Source organism: Rhodococcus sp. P4_B6, assembly GCF_056402215.1.
The window spans coordinates 1-19,501 of sequence record NZ_JBFUHV010000100.1; the positions used below are offsets into that span (position 1 = coordinate 1).

Genomic DNA, 19,501 nt, shown 5'->3' on the forward strand with positions numbered 1-19,501 from the left:
AGTTCGTTGTGCAACTTGTGGACGGCATAGATACCGCCGAATCCGGCACCGATGACGACGGCGTCAACGATCTGGGGTGTGGTTCGGAAAGTCATGGCGAACTCCTGTGTCGTTCCGATGCAGAGAAGAAAAGGATGAAAGAAATTGGGGCGGAGCGGCACTGCGCGATTGCTGGGTCAGACGGTCGATTTCTCTTCCGCGTTCTGTGCCCTACCCGCCGCGGCAGTCGTAATGTGATAGCCGCCACCGCGTTTGGATCAAGGATAAAAGCAAGGTCCAGCACAACTGCGTTCCAATGTGAAACACCTTGTGGAAACTTCTGCGCGCGATCGGGCGCGACAGAATCAAGGGCGCGTTGTGGGCAGTATGCGGAAACAACGCCCGTGCCACGAAGATCCTGGGCCGAATGAACAGACCCCCGGACAGTGGATCGTCGGGGGTCTGTTCATTCAGGAGTTCTCGGTGGGCTAGCTCATCGTTGCGTCTGCAGGGCGTGCTGCAGGGGTGGCAGGTTGGGACGAGCTCAGTTGACCGATCAGCTCTTCAGCTCTCGGACCGCCGAGGAATTCTGCCGGGGTCTTCGACGTCTCGCGCATTCCGATAACCGCGATCGCACCGATTCCGGTGGCGATCGCACCGAAGAATGCGACCGGAAGCCAGCCCGACGGGCCCGCGCCGAGGAGCACGGCGGCGATCAATGGAGCGAATCCTGCAAGAAGGTTCCCGAGCTGGTTGCTCACAGCCATGCCGGTGAATCGCACGGGTGCCGGGAACTGCTCGGCGAAGAACGACGTCCACACGCCGTTGTAGCAGCTGAAGAACAGCGACATGTTGACGAACGCGAAGATCGCGATCAGCATGACATTCGCCGTCGAAATCGCCCACAGGTAGGGGAAGATGCTGAGCGCACCGCCGACAGCGCCGATCAGCATCGTTCGCTTCCGGCCGATGACGTCGGAGAGGTAGCCGGCTGCCGGGATGCCGATGATCGACAGGGCTATCGACCCGGAGATGATGGCGAGCATCGTGCCCCGCTCCACCCCGACCGAGGTGGCGTACGAAAGGCTGAACACGGCGAACAGCGTTTGCATCGACGCCATCAGTGATGCTCCGGCGACTCGGATCACGTCGCGCCAGTGATGCGTAATCACGTCGTTCAGCGGTCGCTTCCGGACCTGATCTTCCTGTCGCGCTTCGGTGAAGGCCGGAGTTTCGTCGAGATGGCTTCGCACGTAGTAGGTGATGACGACGACTACGGCACTGAGCCAGAAGGGAATTCGCCAGCCCCAGGTGTAGAGTGCGTCGTGGGGCAGCATCGCGATCGGGAGGAACACGACGGTGGCCAGTGAGCAGCCGACGGCGTAGCCGACCATGACGAAACTGGTGAAGAACCCCCGGCGTCCGACCGGGGAATGCTCGACGGTCAGCGTCGATGCGCCTGCCGATTCGGCACCGGCGGAGAATCCTTGAACGACGCGGAGGGCGACCAGCAGCACCGGGGCGACCAGGCCCAGCTGGTCATACGTCGGAAGGCACCCGATGGCAAAGGACGCGACGCCCATCATCACGACGGTGGCCAGCATGACGCGTTTGCGGCCGAGCCGGTCGCCGAAGTGTCCCATCACCACAGCGCCGACCGGGCGGGCGACGTACCCCACGGCGAAGGTGGCGAACGATGCGATGAGCGCGACGGTGGGGTCGCCGGAGGGGAAGAACAGCACGTTGAAGACCAAGGCGGCTGCGGCGCCGTATACGAAGAAGTCGTAGTACTCCAGCGCGCTGCCGAGGAGCGCGGCCGTCGCCGCGCGACGGGGAGTCATCGCGGGCGGCGACGAGGTCGTGCTTGTCATGTGTTTCTCCTGAAGCAGGCTCAGTGGTAGCAGGGCGGGGGCCGAGGATGTTTGTGACCCTTGGCATCGGCGGGGCGACCTTGTGACGGCCGCCACGGCGTGTGGATCAAACGTAAGAGAATGTTCCAACCCACCTGTGTTCCGATGTGAAACACCTCTTGCCCTACCAGGTCGATATTCCGAAGGCCGCCGATCGGCGTTTCCGGTCGGTACCCCTGGTATCGGTCGCGGGGATACTCTGGGATCACCCGCCCGCCGACGACGGGATTACTCGAGCCTGGCACCGGTGTGGTGACGCCGACCGGGATGGGGTGTGCGATGGCCGAATTCGACCCGTTTGCCACCCAGCGTGACAACGCCGGGGACATAACGGCAGAGCTGGAAGCCGCCGGATTCACCGATCTCGAAGAAATCGGCCGCGGAGGGTTTGGCGTCGTCTACCGATGTCGTCAGCCGCATTTGGACCGCACGGTGGCGGTCAAGGTACTCGCCGCGGACCCGGCGCCAGAGGATCTGGAGCGGTTCCTGCGCGAGCAACGGGCGATGGGCCGGCTGTCCGGGCATCCCCACATCGTCACCGTTCTGCAGGTGGGCACCACCGCGGCGGGCCGCCCTTACCTCGTGATGCCGTATCACCGGTACGGCTCGCTCGACGCCACGATCCGCCGCACCGGCCCCCTGAACTGGGCCGATACGCTGAATCTGGGGATCGCGTTGGCCGGGGCTCTCGAGACCGCCCATCGGGCCGGGATCGTGCACCGCGACGTCAAACCGGCGAACATCTTGCTGACCGAGTACGGCGACGCGCAGCTGGCCGATTTCGGCATCGCCCGGATTTCCGGGGGTTTCGAGACCGGTACCGGTGTGATCACTGGTTCGCCGGCGTTCACCGCCCCCGAGGTCCTCGCCGGGCAGAGCCCCACCCCGGCGTCCGACATCTACAGCCTGGGCGCGAGTTTGTTCTGTGCACTTACCGGGCACGCAGCGTTCGAGCGCCGCAGCGGTGAGCAACTCGTGGCCCAGTTCGTGCGGATCACCACCGAGCCGGTGCCGGATCTGCGGGATCCGGCCATTCCCGCTGCGGTGACGGCGGTGATCGGGCACGCCATGGCCGCCGAACCGACGGCTCGCCCACACACTGCGGCTGAGTTCGGGGACGAGTTGCGCGACACTCAGGCCCGGGCCGGAGCACTCGCCGACGTGCCCACGGTCGCGCCGGAATCGGTGCCCGTGCCGACCGAGACACCCGCCGGCACGCAACGTGTGCGGCGTGCGCCGCCGACTCCGGCGACGAAATTCCGGCCACCCACCGCACCGAAGGCCCTGGTGCGCCGGGCACGGCTGCTCGAGGCTCTGCGGGCCGCGAGGCGGCGCCGACTGGTACTCATCCATGCGCCCGCCGGGTACGGCAAGTCCACCCTTGCCGCCCAGTGGCGCGAGGTGCTCGTCGCCGGAGGCACTGCGGTGGCGTGGCTCTCCGTCGACAACGACGACAACAACCTCGTGTGGTTTCTCGCGCACCTGATCGAGGCGATCCGGCGTGTGCAGCCCACCCTGGGTCACGATCTCGGTCAGGTACTGGAGGACCGCGGGGCCGACGCCGACCGCTACGTGCTGACCTCACTGGTCGACGAGGTGCACGACCGAGGGCTGCCGGTGGCGGTGATGATCGACGATTGGCACCGGGTCACCGATTCCGCGACCCTCGCCGCCCTGGGCTACCTGCTCGACAACGGCTGCCACCACCTTCAGCTCATCGTCACCAGCCGGACCCGATCCGGACTGCCGCTCGGCCGAATGAAGGTTCGCGACGAACTGGTCGAGGTCACCGCCACGGACCTACGTTTCGACCTGGACGAATCCACCCGGTTTCTCGTCGACGTGAACGGACTCGCGCTCGCCGATTCCGAACTCGCCGCGCTGACAACTTCCACCGACGGGTGGGTGGCCGCTCTGCAGCTTGCGTCCCTGTCGCTCCGCGGCCGATCCGATGCGGGCGAATTGATCGCCCACCTGTCCGGGCGACATCACGCCATCGGAGAGTTCCTTGCCGAGAATGTGCTGAGCGCACTCGAACCCGAACTTCTCGACTTCCTGATGGCCACCTCGATTCCGGAACGAATCTGCGGCGACCTCGCGGGGGTCCTTGCCGACACGACCCGCGGGCAGGCACTGCTCGAGGAGGTCGAAGAGCGGGATCTGTTCCTGCGCAGCCTCGACGACGACCGGGACTGGTTCCGCTATCACCATCTGTTCGCCGAGTTTCTCCGACGCCGGCTCGAGCGCGATGCACCCGAGCAACTCGCACGGTTGCACCGGAGAGCGTCGGACTGGTTCGCCGACCATCACGCGCTCGGCGAGGCAGTCGATCATGCGCTGGCCGCCGGCGATGACGACCGTGCCGTGGACCTGATCGAGTCGCACGCGATGAACCTGATCGAAAGCTCGAAGATGGGGACGGTCCTCGCTCTGGTCGCGAAACTTCCCGCACTGCTCGCACAGAACCGGGCCCGGCTCCAGCTGATCGTGGCGTGGGCCAACGTCCTGCTGCACCGGCTCGAGCCGATGCAGGCCGCCCTGGCGCGGGTCGAGGCTGCCCTCGACGAGCACACCCTGACCGAGGCGCAGGTGATCGATCTGCGGGTGGAGGCGGCAGTCATCGCCGATGTCGGTCGGTGCCACGCCGACGTCATCGACGGGGCCGGCGAGCAGGTCCGCGAATGTTTGACACGGCCGAACACCCTGCCGCCCTTCGTCGTCGCCGCGGCAGCCGACGTCACTTCCTTCGCCGACATCTGCACTTTCGACTTCGACGCCGCCCGTCGACTGCAGAACTGGGCACGGCCCTACCACCAGCAGACCCGCGGCCCGCACTTCGGGATGATCGGGCACTGTTTCGCCGGTATCGCCGCCAACGAACTCCTCGACATCACCGCCGCCGAGGATCACTTCCGGGCCGCCTGGGACCTCGCCGTTTCCACCGTCGGTGTCCACTCGTATGCGGCACAGCTGTCCGGGGCCCTGCTCGGTGACCTGCTGTATCAGCAGGGCACGATCGATGAGGCCGAGCGCCTGCTGGATGCCAGTTACCGCCTCGGCGCCGAGGGCGGCGTCGTGGATTTCATGCTCGCCAGTTACGGCACCGGAGCCCGGATCAAGGCCCTGCGCGGTGACATGCCCGCGGCCGCGCAGCGGTTGGACGAGGGCGCCGACACCGCCCGGAAGTTGTCACTGCCGCGGCTCGCCGCGCGGATCGACAACGAGCGGATTCGCTGCGGATGGGAACCGGGCACCGAATTCCACTCTCGGACAGAGCGGTCGACGCCCGGAAACCAACCCACCGTCATCGGCAGACGAACGACCGAAATCGACGAAGACTCCCAGATCCGGCTGCTCCTGACCGCCCACGCCTACGCCCAAGCCTGCACCCGAGTCGAGGCGGTGGTGCGGACACTCGAAACAGCGCGGCGACCGCGGGCCCTCCTCGAGGCGAGGATGCTGCACGCCCAGTGCCTGGCCGCCGCGGGAAGGGTCATGGACGCGAAACAAGTCCTCATTCCCGTTGCCGCCGACTGCGCCGAATACGGCCTGCCCCGACTGGTTGCCGACGGCGGCGAACTCGTCACCGCACTCCTCACCGGGATCGCCGACGATCAACGCCACGGCCGCTGGCGGCCCGAATGGCCGTCCATCCCGGAGTCCTTCCTTACCCAGACGCACCCGCACTAGCGTCGCGGAGTGCGCCTCTCACCGAAGAAACGCATGTGGCGGGCCGGTCAGCGCTGTTACTGCACGGCCGAAACCTCGGGGAGTGAGGGCAGCGGCCGGGATGCGACGTCCCGTGCCTCGTCCGGGGCGACGCCGACCATGCACAGCATCGCCTGGGCGAAGACTTCGTCGGTGCGGTCCTGTGCCGGCGCTGACACCACGTGATGGAGGGTCGACAGCAGAGCGCCGAATACGCTCGCCGTGGCTATCTCGACATCGGGAATCGTGAAGCTTCCGCTGTCCACGCCCTTGCGCAGGTCGCGCGCGGCCCGGGGGCCGAGGATGTCGATCAGCTTGGGGTGGGCCACGCCGAGGCGCACCACGAACCACCCCCACAGGGGACTGATCGCATGGCGCACGAGGTGCCGCACCGACGAGGAAACACCTCGGCGGCGCCGGGCAGCCTCGGCGACCGCTCCTGGGCGCGAGCGCATTTCGACATCGTCCTGGCGCCTGCGGGCGTCTGACGTCCGATCCCGGATCAGCGGACCGCGTTGCCGAGGTCGACCGTGCTCACGTCGACCTCCAGCGGGATGATGTCGCTGCGCACCCAGGTTTCGTAGACGTCGTACCGGAGACCTTCGGGCGTCCAGGACGTCGAGCGGATGCACAACATGGGTTCGTTCTCGTCGATCGTCAGCGCCTCGGCGATCTCCGGCGTCGGCCTGGCGGCGCGGATGATGCGATTGGCGCCGCCCAGGCTGAATCCCGCGTTCGTCAGCAGTGTCGTCAGCGACGCCTCGCCGGCGAGCACGTCGGTCGCGGACGCCAGGACCGGAGTCAGGATCGGCGGGCTGTAATTGGTACTGAACAGTGCGGGCGTGCCGTCGAGGGAGCGAACCCGCACCAACTCGAAACCCACTGTCTCGCTCGGCAGATTCAGCGCCTGGCAGACGTGGTCGGGAAACGTGGCAGTTCCCGAGCGCAGCACCCGGGTGCTTACCGACCGGTTCTGGTGGCCCATCGCATTCTCGAGGAAGCCTTCCTTGCCCTGGATGACCCAACCGGTGCCGTCCTTGGGGGCGCTGGCGAACACTCCGCGGTTCGGGATTCGCTGAGCGACCCCGCGAGATTCCAGGAACTGCAGAGCCTGACGGACGGTGGCCCGCGACAGTTCGAACTGGACGGAAAGCTCGTTCTCGCTGGGCAGCTTGGCTCCGCGGGCGATGGCCCCCGACGAGATCCGACCCTCCAGCACGGACGCCAGCTGCTGGTAGTACGGCACAACCGACTGCCGATCGATCGAACCCTCGGTACTCGTAGTCACGGAGCGGCTCCTTTCGGCTCACTGATGTCTCGATCGTAGGTGTTGAACGGCCAGGCGTTGTCCACGACCTTGCCCCTTGTCCATTCGCGACCCACCCAATAGAGTATGGATTGTACGTATGATACGTACAATCCTATTCGACAGGATCAAGGGCCTCGAAACCCCCTCCGCACCGTTCGCCGCCTGGGCCGACACCGACGTCACCGGATTCATGATGACCCCCGGACAGGTCAAACAAACCGAAAAATTCTTCGCCGAACACCCACACCTGAGCCGYGTACTCACCATCGACACCTACTACGACGTCACCACCCTCGACGGCGGCGGCTCCCACGAACTGATCACCACCGTCGAAGAAGCCGTCCGCATRGGCGTCGACGCCGTCAAAATGCTCTTCCCCTGGAACATCTCCCGCAGCGAACGCGCCACCATGTGCGCCCGCGTCGGCAAGATCGTCACCGCCTGCGACGCCTGGGACATCCCCCTCGTCCTCGAACCGGTCATCATGGGCGCACCCCGCACCGACGACGTCGTCRTCSAAGARGARAAGGTCGCCCGCATCGCCTACGACCTCGGCGCCCACATCATCAAGATCGCCTTCCCCGGCGAGGAACGCACCGCCCGCCTCGTCGACGAACTCCGCGTCCCCCTCGTCATCGCCGGCGGACCCCTCGCCGGCGACGTCGACGACACCGTCGACGCCATCGGGCAGACCCTGCGCGCCGGCGCCCGCGGAATCATCGTCGGCCGCAACATCTGGCAACGCGAACGCAGCGAAGGCGAACGCGTACTGAAGGAGATCGGCACCCTGACCCGGGGCGTCAGCTTCACGTCCTGAGCGGGTGAACGGCAGCGGCGGACGCGTCGGCGAGCATGCCCGGCTCGCCGTCGCCGCCGGCCATATGTCTTGACAAATAGGGATACTAGAACGTACTAGTTGTGTACGACGTCTCCCGACAGGAAGTGCACAGCGATGAAAATCGGACTACTCACCGACTCGGTCAGCCATCTGCCCTTCGACGCTGCACTGGACCTGGCGCGCACCCACGGACTGTCGTCCGTCGAGGTCGCCACGGGAAACTGGTCGGAGAGTCCGCATGCCGATCTACCCGCCCTCGTGTCGTCCGACGGGGCGAGGGAGGAGTTCCTCGGCAAGATCACGTCCCGCGGTCTGACCCTCAGCGCTCTCACCGCCAACGGCAACCAACTCCACCCCGTCACCGGGGAGCGGCAGGCCGAAGTCGTCCGCGACACCATCACGGTGGCCAGTGCGCTCGGAGTCCCGACAGTGGTCCTCATGTCGGGATTGCCGGGCGCCGAGGGTGACTCGTCGCCCAACTGGATCACCACGTCCTGGCCGCCGGAGAACTTGGACATCCTCGCCTACCAATGGCAGGAGGTGGCAATTCCGTACTGGAAGGAACTCGCCGCCTTCGCGCGCGACGCGAACGTGCGTCTTGCCGTCGAAGCCTGTGGCGCCCAACTCGTCCACAACGCGTCGACCCTGCACCGGCTGATCGACAGCGCCGGGGCCGACGTCGTCGGCGCCAATCTCGACCCCTCACACCTCATGTGGATGGGCGCAGACATCCCCGCCGTCATCCGATCCCTCGGCGAGTCCATCTTCCACGTCCACGCCAAGGACATCCGGATCAACCGGTGGAACGCCGACAACGACGGACTGCTCGACACCGTTCCGATCACCACCCCGCACGACCGCGCATGGAACTACGTCACCCTCGGCCTGGGACATCCGGACGGGCAGCAGTTCTGGGCCGACTTCGTCTACAACCTCCGGTCCGTCGGCTACGACGGCACGCTCAACATCGAGCACGAGGACGCGCTCGTCAGTTCGATCGAGGGCGTAGGCCGGGCGGCCGAATTGCTGAACCAGGTGGTGCTCACCGAAACCCCCGACTGGACACCCGCCCGCGTGTAGGTGGACAACCGTATAGACGGACCGCGCGTTCGCCAGGTAACCCTTACTCTATGAGCGACAACGGCGCGGACAGTCGACCCGCACAGGTTCGGGCGCCGTGGGAAACCGGGACACCTAGGAGCGCGACCATGCCGCTGGCACCGTTCGACCCCATCACCGCGATCTACACACCGGCGCACGCCTGGATGTACGAGACCATCGTGGCACCGGCCGTCTACCGCTCACGCCGCGTCATCGACGAGTACTTCCTGCCGCATCTCCCCCCGAACGCCCGCATTCTGGACGTCGGATCGGGTGGGGCGCTGTTCACCAAGTACATCGCCGACCAGCGCCCCGACGTGCACATTCTGGGCCTCGATCTGTCGCAGGCGCAGATCAAGCGCGCCACCAAACGCATGCGCAGCTACGGCGACCGGGTGCGCTTCGACGTGGGCGACGCCACGAAGCTCGACTTCGCCGATCAGACATTCGACGGCGTGATCAGCTACGGCTCCATCAAGCACTGGTCGTCGCGCGAGGCCGGCCTCGCCGAGTGCGTGCGCGTCCTGAAGCCGGGCGGACCGCTGCTGATCACGGATGCGGACCGCAGCACGAGGTTCGAGGACGCCGAGAAGTTCGTCGAGGACTACAAGGCGCCGCGCATTCTCGGTCCGGTCAACCTGGCGATCTTCCACACCTGGATTGCCGGGCGCTCGATCAGTCTCGACGAGGCGCGTGACCTCGCGGACCGGATCGAGCTCGACGACGCGACCGTAGCGCGCATCACCGACATGCCGCTCGTCATGATTTCCGGTCGCCGGCCTGCGTGAACGTCACGGCCGGTCGCCTGCCCGGGCCGGCAGTGACGCGATTCCGCTGACGAATGCGGAGAGCAGCAGCTCCGGCTCGCCCACCGCGTGGAGTCCGGGGTGGGCGGCGAACAGTTCCTCGAGCATGACCCGCAGTTCCAGCTTTGCGAGGTTCACGCCCAGGCAGTGGTGGATGTCTTTCGCACCGAAACCGAGCTGCTTGCCCGCGTTCGGGCGGGTGATGTCGAACCGGTCCGGATCGTAGAAGACGCGCTCGTCGTGGTTCGCGGACAGGTACCACATGACGACCTTGTCCCCGGCCGCGATGTGGGCCCCGCCGATCTCGGTGTCGACGGTCGCGGTGCGCCGCATGTAGGGCACCGGGGACGCGAAACGGATCACCTCGTCGATCGTGTTGTCGATGCGGCCGGGGAAATCGGCGAGCAGCAGTTCCTTCTGGCCGGGGTGCCCGCTGAGCAGGTGCAGCGCCCACGCCAGCGCTTGCCGGGTGGTCTCGTAACCCGCCGTGATCAGCAGGATGACGAACGACCCGAACTCCGTCGGCGTGAGGGTCTCCCCGTCGACCGTCGTCGACACCAGGCGGGACGTCAGGTCGTCGCCGGGGTCCGCCTTGCGTTTCTCGCCCAGTTCGAGGGCGTACCCGTAGATCTGACCGAGACCCGCCGCACCGCCGGGGGCGGTGACGAACTCCTGATCCCCACCCCCGGAAATGACGTCGGCGGCCGCCGCCAGGATCATCGGCCGGTCGCGCTCCGGGATCCCGAGCAGCTCGCAGATCACCTGCACCGGCAACCGGGTCGCGACCTCGGGGACGAAGTCGAACACCGTATCTCGGGGCAGGTCGGCGGCGATCTGCGCGGCGTAACCGCGCACCCTCTCGGCGATGCCCCGCACCGACGCGGCGGTGAACGCCGATTGCACGATCCCCCGCAGATGCTGGTGCCGGGGGTTGTCCATCGCGATCATCGACATGGCGAACTCGAGGATCTCGACAGGGACGTCGTCGATGGTGAAGCCCTTGGCCGAGGAGAAGACCTCCGGGTTCCGGCTCACCGCCACCACGTCGTCGTAGCCGACGACCGACCAGAAACCCGGACCGTCCGTTTCGGTGTGGAACTCGATAGGCGACCGCTGACGAAGCCCCTCGAACAGGGCGCGACGATCCGCGAAGCTGCGGTCCCAGAACACGCGTGTGGCAGGCGAGATGATTCTTTCGGACGCAGAACCCGTCACCGGTCCCCCTCGGTCGGTCGAACAGTCACTGCGACCCTACTGGGCGACCAGCGGTTGCGCAGGTGAGGAATCACCGCAGGTCAACGGCTATCATAGAGTCGGCCTGCGGTGCGCCGGAGATGAACGGGGAGGACTACCTGTGACGTTGAGGCTTCGACTCGGCGACCTGCGGGAGATGCGCGATCATCCGTTGGGGACGACCGAAGCAGGGTTCCGGGCCGGCTTGACCCAGCAGGAGGCCTTCACCAGAGGCCGGGGCCCCTTTTCCGGCGACGCCGAGAGCGTCTTCTCCGAACGTGAACTGTTCGTCACCGCCCCCGACGACGAGGTGCTGGCGGTCGCGACGATCACCGGGGTCCGCGAGTACGACGGCGAGTTGCTCGTCGACGGCGACCTGGTCGTCGACCACGAGCGGGTGGGGACGCGACTGCTGATCCGGACCCCCGCCGAGAACGTGTTCTCCTGCGCCGACGAGGAATCGGCGTGGGCGGGCTCGGTCGAACGAGCACGGTGGATCTACGTGCGGGCGCTGGTCGAGGTCGCAACCGTCAAGACGGCCTCCTACGACCGTCGGCTCGCAGGCGCGGATCCTGCTGCCGACCCCGCAACGACCCTCGCCACCGCCGACGAGACGATGCAGGTGGTGCCCCGGTACGTGATGATCCACCGCAGCGGCAAGCTACGACTCGGCGGGCCGTACGCCGACGTCGCGGACTGGGACGGGCACGTGGAACCCTGGTCCGACTACGGATACGTCGACTGCCTGCGCCTCGACGACGTCCTGGGCACCAGCGGCGACCTCGACATCGACGCTCTTCGGCCACTCACCTCGCGGGCGGCCGCCGCGGAACTCCTCGAGTCGCTGGGATGGGACAAGGTCATCCGCCGATTCGTCGAGGCCCGCTGACCGTTGCGGTGACCGCCGGGCGCGCAGAATCCAACGCAGACGGCTTGGTCTGTTCGGCCGCGATCCAGGTCTGATCGGTGGCATTGTAGGTGTGGGCTGTTATCTCATCGCATGATCCGTTACCACTCGACGGGAGTTCACGCATGGCCACGCACCTCCACCTCGGACACATCTTCCACATCGCAGGCGCGCCGAAAGTGACCGAAGCCGCGGCCGCCCTGGTTTCGATACCCGACGGCGCCCTGGTGCTGGACGACGATGGGCGAATCGTGTTTTGCGGTGACCGCGCCGAGCTCCCGTTCGAATACGAGTCCGGCACCGTGTACGATCACCGGCCCGGGTTTCTGCTGCCCGGGTTCGTCGACACCCACGTCCATTTCCCCCAGACGTACGCCGGCGACTCCTACGGCGGCGGGCAACTTCTGGAGTGGCTGACCCTGTGCATGTTCCCGTCGGAGGCGAAGTTCGCCGACCGGGAGTTCGCGCAGCAGGCGGCCGTCGAGTTCACCAACCGGCGCATCTCGGCGGGCACGACCGCCGCCATGGTGTTCGGTTCGGCGTTTCCGCACGCCCAGGACGCGTTGTTCACCGAGACACAGAAGGCCGGTCTGCGGATCGTGAGTGGCCGCGGAATTCAAACCGTCGGTGACGAAACCGCCCAGCCGTTGATGACGTCCGAAGAGGACGCCATCCGGCTCACCCGCGAGGAGATCGACAAGTGGCACGGCGCCGACACCGGCGACGTCGACACCGCACTGCTGCACGTGGCGATCATCCCGCGGTTCTCGCTGTCGGTGACGACGGAGACCTTGAAAAATCTCGGGGAACTCTACGACGAGGTGCGCGACCGCGGGGTGTATGTGCACTCGCATCTCAACGAGAACAACCGTCCCGGCACCGGCGAGGTCGACTCGACCAAGGAGACGTACCAGGTGAACTCGTACCTGGACACCTACGACGGGAAGTTCCTGCCCGGCTCGGCGGTCGGCGGAAAGAGCCTGCTCGGCCGGCGCACGATCCTCGCGCACTGCGTGCACTGCCAGGACGTCGAGCTCGAGCGGATGGCCGAGACCGGTACGTCGGTCTCACACTGTCCGATCTCGCAGCTGTTCCTGGGATCCGGAACGATGCCGTGGAAGCGCACGGTCGCGTCGGGTGTCACCATCTCCGTGGGAACCGATTTCGGCGGCGGCGACGAATGGCTGATTCCGCGGGTGCTCGGCGACGCGTTCAAGGTGCACATCACCGAGCCCGGTGACGACGGGGTGTCGATGCATCCCGCCGAGATGCTGTTCGTCGGCACCCTCGGCGGCGCCCGGGCACTGGACATGGAGAACCGGTTCGGCAACTTCGACCTCGGGAAGGAAGCCGACTTCGTCGTCGTCGACCCGGCGGGCACACCCGCACTCGACGGGTTGCTGCGCAACGCCTTTCGGTCCGCCGACCCCGAACTCGCCCGCGATCAGACCCTGTTCGCGCTGCTGATGGGGATCCGCGAGACGTCCATCACCGAGGTGTACGTCGCGGGTAAACGCGCCAAGTCGTCCTGAACCGACGGTGGTGRCCGGCCTTGCGGGTCGGCCACCACCGCGTCGCCTCAGCTGGGGTTCACCGACGAATGATGGTTGGCGATCAGCCACTTTCCGTCTTCGTACCGGTACACCCACGTGACCCTCGCTGCCACGTCCTGGCCGTTGGCGTTGATCACCCAGCGGCCCACGTTGTAGGCCAGGTCGCAGTCCGAATACTTGTAGCTTTCTTCCATCCGGGCCGTGGGATCGGCCTTGATCAGATTGACGAAATACTCCGTTATCTCCTCCGGGGTGTCGGCGATGGGCACCGACAGAGTCGGCAGCAGTATCGCGTCCGGCCGGTACAGCGCGGCCACCCGGCTCGCGTCGCCGGAGACCAGTGCATCGTTCCAACTCGTGAAAAGCGCATCCAGCTCACTGTCACTCGCGCGGACGCAACTGTCCTCGCTGTCGGAGGAAGTATCCGACGAACACGAAACCACCGAAATCGTCAACGCGAGAATCGCAATGCCTGTGCCGAACGGTTTGGCATTCATACCAACCTCCGCGGAGAAGGGGCGCGTACGGGAACGACCCGCCAACCGATCAAGCGTAACCCCGCGACCACACGGCGCGGATCGGATCAGCGCACCCCGACCCACGCACCCGATGCGACCGATGCCGTGATGGCATCGAGGGTTTCGGCCGCGGCGACGGCGTCGGCGATCGTTGCGCCCTGGGGCTTTCCGTCGACGATCGACGTGATGAAGTTGTTTCCCTCGATGACTTTGAGGTCGTCGTAGCTCATCGAGGACGCGGACCCCGGCTGGAAGCGGGCGTATGCCCCGGCGTCGGGCCCCACCCAGACCGTCGTGACCGGCTGGTCCTGGTACCTGCTGCCGAGACTCGTTCCGAGTTCGTTCATCCGGCGGAAGTCCCAGTACACAGCACCTTTCGTGCCGTGGATCTCGAACCCGTAGTTGTTCTGCTCGCCGACGGCCACGCGGCTGGCGTCCAGTGTCACCCGTCCGCCCGATGCCAAACGGACCAGCGCGCTGACGAAGTCGTCGTTCTCCACCGCTCCCAACTTGCCGCCGGTGGCGCGCGCATGCCCGCTGGTGGCCCCCGTCGGGACGGCGCGCTGCGGGATGAAGACGGCAGTGTCGGCCACCACGGCGTCGATGTGCCCGAGCAGGTACCGGACCAGGTCGACGCCGTGCGAGGCGAGATCGCCCAGCACGCCCGACCCACCGCGCGCGTTCTCGTAACGCCAGCTCAGCGCGCCGTCCGGATGTGCGGCGTAGTCGCTGAGGAAACGGAACCGTGAATGTGTGATGGTGCCCAGTTCGCCCGAGGCGATGAGATCGTGTGCCATCGCGACGGCAGGTGCGTGCCGGTAGTTGAACCCGACGGTCGACTGGACGCCGGCCTTCTCGACGGCGGCAGCAACAGCCTTCGCGTCCTCGGACGAGAGCCCGACCGGCTTCTCGATCCAGATGTGTTTGCCCGCCTCGGCCATCGCGACGCCGATCTCGCGGTGCAGGAAGTTGGGTGCGGTGATGCTGACCGCGTCGATGTTCTCGTCGGCGGCGATGTCGCGCCAATCCGTCAACGCTGCGCCGAACCCGAACTGGGCGGCGGCTTCCTCGGCGCGACCGGGTACCTCGTCGGCGACGGCGCCCAGCCGGATCGTCGGGGCTTCCGGGAAGTGGTGGCGCTGCCGCAGATACGCATTGGTGTGCACTCGGCCCATCCAGCCGAATCCGGCCACAGCAACTGCGATCTCGGTGGGGTTGACGTTGGTCAAGGTCGACTCCGGAACTACTCGGTACGGCGGGTGTCCCTACGACAGTGCTGTGCGCCTGCAGCGAAGTCAACCGTTTGTGCGGACAAAGTAGCTCTCGAGGGGAATTTGATGGGTTTCCGCCCGGCGCAGGGCGGGGACCGCCGGCCCCCGGACCAGCGTTCCCCTCGCCTTCCTCGACGGCTATGCGTCGCGTCGCACCAACGTCGGCACGCCGGCGTCGACCCGAATCACGCACTGATCGAGCGACTCGAACATCTCCTCCCCTGACGCTCCGGAGACGGAGACTTCATGCAACACTTGTCCTTCCGAGGCGAGAAGCGAGACCTGGGGTGCAACGTCCTCACCCGAGTCCGGGATCGAGTCCGTCCCCGCGGTCCGCATGACGGCGGCCAGAATGCTGCCGCTGTCGTCCGCCAGGACCTGCACCTGGGACACCTTCGGTGATTCCTGTGTCGTCATGCGAGTACGCCTCCTTCGAGATGGAACCAGATGCCCGAATTCGAGCTGTTATGAATGCCGAGCGCGTACCACTGCCTGCTGGGGCCGCCGAATACCGGTTCGTTGGCGGTGCCCTGCCACTGCGTCACCAGGACCTTCGTGCCGCCACCACCCTGACTGGCATCGAGTTTCGGCGTCGCCAACTGCGGCCCCTTCCAGATGTCCCCGAACGAGAAGGAGAATTGATTCGCCTGACCAGCGGCGAGAAAAAGCCCCTGCGGCGTTGTCGACCAAGCCATTTCAGTGTCCTTTCGTCGATTCGCGAATGCGATACAGGACCGACCGTACGGCGACCTGCGCCGGTTGGACCGAGTAGTCGACTACGCGAATCTCGCGCCGGACGCGGCGTTCGGTGCGGACACGATGCCGGCGAGGCTGAAGGGGGGGCCAGGACGGCTCTCACGTCGCCGCAGGAGATCGTGTTCGTGTTCGTACATGGCCCGCGCTCCGGCCGCGAGGTAGTCCTCTGGCCCTCACGGCTGGACCAGCGCAGCGATCCGGTCAAACCATGGTGAACGCGGGGTTCGTCGTGCTTGGCTGGATGCACGAGACCCGATGAGGAGCCAAGGTCATGAACGAGCCGTTCACTGGTGATCCCGCGCTCGACGAAGTGGGATCCGCCGCGGTGGCCTCGCCGCCCCGCCCTGCCGGGGTAGGGACGCGATGACCTGGGCGATACCGGCGATCGCCGCGATGCTGCTCGCCTTCGCCGCGATCTCCCGGAAAGTTGCGGGTACCCCGCTCACCGCGCCGATCGCCTTCACGGTGGGTGGACTCGCGCTGGGTGCGGAAGGGGTGGGCCTGATCGAGGTGGACGTCACAGGCGAGATCATCAAATTGCTCGCCGAGGTGACGCTCGCGCTCGTGCTCTTCACCGACGCGTCGAACGTCGACCTCACCGCGCTCCGTCCCGAGATCGCGCTCCCGGCACGACTTCTCGGATTCGGACTGCCGCTGACGATCGCCGCGGGCTTCGGCGCCGCGGTGCTCGTGTTCGACGATTTCGGCTGGCCGGAGGCGTTGCTGCTGGCGGTGATCCTGGCGCCGACCGACGCGGCGCTCGGACAGGCGGTCGTGACGCTGCCCTCTCTACCGACGCGGGTGCGGCAAGGCCTCAACGTCGAGAGCGGACTCAACGACGGCATCTGCGTGCCACTGTTCCTGATCGTCCTCGCGATCGCCCGCGCCGAATCGGGGGCGATCGGCGGTGGCTCGGCCGCGATCCTGGTCGCCGAGCAGATCGGCTACGGCATCCTCGCCGGCTTGGGCGCCGGAGCGGTCGCGGCAGCAATCGTGGTCGTCGCCGGCCGGCGCGATGCGATCGACCCGCTGTGGATCCAGATCGTCCCGGTCGCCGCCGCCGTGCTCGCGTACACGATCGCCGTTCCGCTCGGCGGGTCGGGTTTCATCGCGGCGTTCGTCGGTGGCCTCGCCTTCGGTGCCATTCGGCGGCGGGCGGGGGGCGAGCTCTCGCACATGATCGAGGAGTCCGGCGATCTCTTCAACGCGGTGACCTTCATCGTCTTCGGTGCGGTGCTGCTCGGCCCCGCGCTCGGTCACCTGTCGTGGCAGGTGCTCGTCTACGCGGCGCTCAGCCTCACCGTCGTGCGGATGGTGCCGGTGGCGCTCTCCCTCGTCGGCCTGCACGCACGGGGGCCGACCATCGCCTTTCTCGGCTGGTTCGGCCCGCGCGGGCTCGCCACCATCGTCTTCGTGGTCCTGATCGTCGAGGAGTCGGGCGAACTCCCGCACGAAAACCTGCTGCTGACGACCGCGCTGGTCACCATCGGCGTCTCGGTCCTCGCCCACGGACTCACCGCCGCGCCGCTCGCCGATCGTTACGCGGCCTGGTTCCGGGGGCATCCCCGGCCGGAGACCCTCCACATCGAAGCGTCCGGGGAGAGGCCGGGCGATGTCCGTCCTCGCGTGGACGACGGCGGCTAGCAACAGCGGAACCATCCGGTGGGCAAAATGAAGAGGGCCGCCGGCACCTTCTCCGGTGTCAGCGGCCCCTCATCCGCTCCGGGAACGCCACGCAATGCAGCTCAGCGACGGGTTGCCCGCCAGCGCGACGATCATTACACTGAACGAATAGTTCACTTTACCGAACGCAATGGTGAGCCGAGTCCAAGTGACGGTTGCCAGATCGAGGTGTGAGTATGCCCGGACCCGAGGGGCAATCGGTGAACGACAGGTGCGCCGCCATCGGTGAACAGATCGTGATGCGGCGAACCCAACGCGGAATGTCCGCAGCTGAGCTCGCACGCCGCGCAGGGATCAGCAAAGCGACCTTGTCGGGACTCGAATCAGGTACGGGGAACCCGACGATCACTACCCTGGATTCGCTTGCGGTGGCACTCAGAATTCCGCTCACGGACCTCATTTCCGGCGATCGAGACCCTGGGCCACTCCATCTGCGAGGAACCGGCGTCGAGTCGGGCGAGGTGAAGCGTGAACTTCTCCGCAGGATCAGCGGCGGGCATTCGGTCGAAATATGGCGGATGCGACTACCCGCGAACCACTCCAGCACAGGCCTCCCTCACGCAGACGGCACAGTCGAGCAGCTCTTTATCTCGTCTGGGCACCTTCGTGCAGGACCCGTGGACAACCCCACCGCGCTGGGACCGGGCGACTTACTCGCCTTTGCCGGCGACGCGCCGCACGTGTACGTCACGTCGAACGAGCCAGTTGACTTGACCGTGACATTCATTGTTCCAGTATCGAATTGAAAGGTCATCCATGACCTCGGCCGCCACACCCCTGCAGGGATACCTCAGTGACAACGCTGCAGGCGCGTCCCCCCAGATCCTCGCCGCGATGACGGCAGCAGCGGAGGGCCTGGCCGCGCCGTACGGCAATGACGAGCTTTCGCAGTCGGTGCGGACGAAGTTCGCCGACGTCTTCGACCATCACGTCGACGTATTCCCGGTCGGCACCGGTTCGGCGGCGAACGGACTCGCGTTGTCCGCTCTGACGCCTCCGTGGGGCGCAGTCCTGTCCCACCCGGACGCTCACATCAACAACGACGAGGCAGGCGCACCGGAGTTTTTCACGAATGGTGCGAGATCAATCCTGGTGGACGGCCCGGATTCCAAGATCGACGCGGACTTGTTCCGCGCAGCAGTGGGCCGGAGGAGAGGAGATGTCCACAGCGTGCAGCCCTCCGTCGTCAGCCTCACGCAGGCAACCGAGTCCGGCAGCGCATACAGTCTGGACGAACTCGCGGAACTGTCGTCGATCGCGCACGAAGCGGGTCTTCGTGTCCACATGGACGGTGCCCGTTTCGCCAACGCCTTGATCGCCATCGGGGCGACCCCGGCCGAAATGAGTTGGAAGGCAGGAGTGGACATCCTGTCGTTCGGTGCCACGAAGAACGGCGCGATGACCGCGGACGCCGTGATCTCGTTCGACGGCCGGCTGGCTACCGAACTGCAATACCGCCACAAGCGTGCAGGTCAACTCACTTCCAAAATGCGCTTCCAGACAGCGCAACTCGGCGCCTACCTCGACGACGACCTCTGGCTGAACAATGCACGCCACGCGAACGACATGGCGACGAGACTGCGCGACGGCCTCGCAGGCCTCCCCGGCGTGAAGATCCTGAGCAAGAGCGGCGCCAACATTCTGTTCTGCCACTTCCCCGATCACCTGTCGGCTGATCTCAGGGCTCAGGGGTACGCCTTCTACGGCGACCGCTGGGAGCCGGGAGTCGTTCGGTTCGTGACGTCTTTCACCCATCACTCATCGGACATCGACACGCTTGTGTCTTCGGTCACCGAACTTACGCGCGGGTACCGATCTGTGCTGTAGGGCGAGAGCAACGATAGACTGCCTCAGCGCGACAACGCCTTTGGTGGCCACGAGACCTCTGTGGCCGCCATCGGATCTGCCTTCGTCGATGCGCTGAGCCAT

17 protein-coding genes are annotated in these 19,501 nt (G+C 66.3%); 9 read left to right on the forward strand and 8 right to left on the reverse strand.

Annotated features, from left to right (window positions below; all coding sequences use genetic code 11):
- Positions 1 to 467 precede the first annotated feature (467 nt).
- Positions 468 to 1,850, reverse strand: coding sequence for an MFS transporter (locus AC1DWT_RS33015; RefSeq protein WP_477923891.1), 1,383 nt, complete (start codon positions 1,848 to 1,850; stop codon positions 468 to 470).
- A 318-nt stretch (positions 1,851 to 2,168) separates the two neighbouring features.
- Between AC1DWT_RS33015 and AC1DWT_RS33020 the strand changes: the two genes are divergently transcribed.
- Positions 2,169 to 5,579: a protein kinase domain-containing protein gene (locus AC1DWT_RS33020; RefSeq protein WP_477923893.1), complete on the forward strand. Its 3,411-nt coding sequence runs from the start codon at positions 2,169 to 2,171 to the stop codon at positions 5,577 to 5,579.
- Positions 5,580 to 5,635: 56 nt separating this feature from the next.
- Here the strand turns inward: AC1DWT_RS33020 and AC1DWT_RS33025 are convergent, their stop codons facing one another.
- Together AC1DWT_RS33025 and AC1DWT_RS33030 are read right to left on the reverse strand one after the other, a co-directional pair.
- Positions 5,636 to 6,052, reverse strand: coding sequence for a hypothetical protein (locus AC1DWT_RS33025; RefSeq protein WP_477923895.1), 417 nt, complete (start codon positions 6,050 to 6,052; stop codon positions 5,636 to 5,638).
- A gap of 47 nt (positions 6,053 to 6,099) precedes the next feature.
- The gene (locus tag AC1DWT_RS33030) at positions 6,100 to 6,885 is read right to left on the reverse strand and encodes a GntR family transcriptional regulator (protein WP_378683112.1); all 786 of its coding nucleotides are present in this window, start codon (positions 6,883 to 6,885) and stop codon (positions 6,100 to 6,102) included.
- 118 nt (positions 6,886 to 7,003) lie between these two features.
- On the opposite strand from AC1DWT_RS33030, the gene AC1DWT_RS33035 reads away from it, so the two are divergent.
- From AC1DWT_RS33035 to AC1DWT_RS33045, 3 genes are all read left to right on the forward strand, one after another.
- Entirely contained in the window at positions 7,004 to 7,723 is a 720-nt protein-coding gene (locus AC1DWT_RS33035; RefSeq protein ID WP_477923897.1) for a class I fructose-bisphosphate aldolase, read from the forward strand.
- A 135-nt stretch (positions 7,724 to 7,858) separates the two neighbouring features.
- Positions 7,859 to 8,824 carry a sugar phosphate isomerase/epimerase family protein gene (locus AC1DWT_RS33040; protein ID WP_072943633.1) on the forward strand — a complete coding sequence of 322 codons (966 nt, stop codon included), beginning with the start codon at positions 7,859 to 7,861 and terminating at the stop codon, positions 8,822 to 8,824.
- Positions 8,825 to 8,952: 128 nt separating this feature from the next.
- A complete protein-coding gene (locus AC1DWT_RS33045) occupies positions 8,953 to 9,633 on the forward strand; it encodes a class I SAM-dependent methyltransferase (protein WP_072943634.1) in 681 nt (226 codons plus the stop codon).
- A 3-nt stretch (positions 9,634 to 9,636) separates the two neighbouring features.
- Here AC1DWT_RS33045 and AC1DWT_RS33050 read toward each other — a convergent pair whose 3' ends face one another.
- Positions 9,637 to 10,866: a cytochrome P450 gene (locus AC1DWT_RS33050; RefSeq protein ID WP_206014239.1), complete on the reverse strand. Its 1,230-nt coding sequence runs from the start codon at positions 10,864 to 10,866 to the stop codon at positions 9,637 to 9,639.
- 139 nt (positions 10,867 to 11,005) lie between these two features.
- On the opposite strand from AC1DWT_RS33050, the gene AC1DWT_RS33055 reads away from it, so the two are divergent.
- Both AC1DWT_RS33055 and AC1DWT_RS33060 read left to right on the forward strand, forming a co-directional pair.
- The gene (locus AC1DWT_RS33055; protein WP_477923901.1) at positions 11,006 to 11,773 is read left to right on the forward strand and encodes a hypothetical protein; all 768 of its coding nucleotides are present in this window, start codon (positions 11,006 to 11,008) and stop codon (positions 11,771 to 11,773) included.
- Between the two features lie 143 nt (positions 11,774 to 11,916).
- On the forward strand, positions 11,917 to 13,323 hold the full coding sequence (locus AC1DWT_RS33060; protein WP_477923903.1) for a guanine deaminase: 1,407 nt from the start codon (positions 11,917 to 11,919) through the stop codon (positions 13,321 to 13,323).
- A gap of 47 nt (positions 13,324 to 13,370) precedes the next feature.
- Here the strand turns inward: AC1DWT_RS33060 and AC1DWT_RS33065 are convergent, their stop codons facing one another.
- The 4 genes from AC1DWT_RS33065 to AC1DWT_RS33080 form a co-directional block, all read right to left on the reverse strand.
- Positions 13,371 to 13,886, reverse strand: a complete 516-nt coding sequence (locus AC1DWT_RS33065; protein ID WP_387495440.1) for an SgcJ/EcaC family oxidoreductase — start codon at positions 13,884 to 13,886, stop codon at positions 13,371 to 13,373.
- Positions 13,887 to 13,927: 41 nt separating this feature from the next.
- Positions 13,928 to 15,091 (reverse strand): Gfo/Idh/MocA family protein, encoded by a 1,164-nt coding sequence (locus AC1DWT_RS33070; RefSeq protein WP_477923905.1) that lies wholly within the window; start codon positions 15,089 to 15,091, stop codon positions 13,928 to 13,930.
- Positions 15,092 to 15,271: 180 nt separating this feature from the next.
- Positions 15,272 to 15,550 carry a hypothetical protein gene (locus tag AC1DWT_RS33075; RefSeq protein ID WP_477923907.1) on the reverse strand — a complete coding sequence of 93 codons (279 nt, stop codon included), beginning with the start codon at positions 15,548 to 15,550 and terminating at the stop codon, positions 15,272 to 15,274.
- Entirely contained in the window at positions 15,547 to 15,828 is a 282-nt protein-coding gene (locus AC1DWT_RS33080; protein WP_072943640.1) for a hypothetical protein, read from the reverse strand. Before AC1DWT_RS33080 ends, AC1DWT_RS33075 begins: the two co-directional genes overlap by 4 nt.
- Positions 15,829 to 16,252: 424 nt before the next feature.
- Between AC1DWT_RS33080 and AC1DWT_RS33085 the strand changes: the two genes are divergently transcribed.
- The 3 genes from AC1DWT_RS33085 to AC1DWT_RS33095 all read left to right on the forward strand — a co-directional run bounded on the left by AC1DWT_RS33085 (position 16,253) and on the right by AC1DWT_RS33095 (position 19,399).
- Positions 16,253 to 17,533: a cation:proton antiporter gene (locus tag AC1DWT_RS33085; protein ID WP_072943641.1), complete on the forward strand. Its 1,281-nt coding sequence runs from the start codon at positions 16,253 to 16,255 to the stop codon at positions 17,531 to 17,533.
- Positions 17,534 to 17,748: 215 nt separating this feature from the next.
- Complete coding sequence (locus tag AC1DWT_RS33090; protein ID WP_072943643.1) at positions 17,749 to 18,318, forward strand: XRE family transcriptional regulator; 570 nt, start codon at positions 17,749 to 17,751, stop codon at positions 18,316 to 18,318.
- A gap of 10 nt (positions 18,319 to 18,328) precedes the next feature.
- Positions 18,329 to 19,399 carry a threonine aldolase family protein gene (locus tag AC1DWT_RS33095; RefSeq protein ID WP_477923909.1) on the forward strand — a complete coding sequence of 357 codons (1,071 nt, stop codon included), beginning with the start codon at positions 18,329 to 18,331 and terminating at the stop codon, positions 19,397 to 19,399.
- Positions 19,400 to 19,501 lie beyond the last annotated feature (102 nt).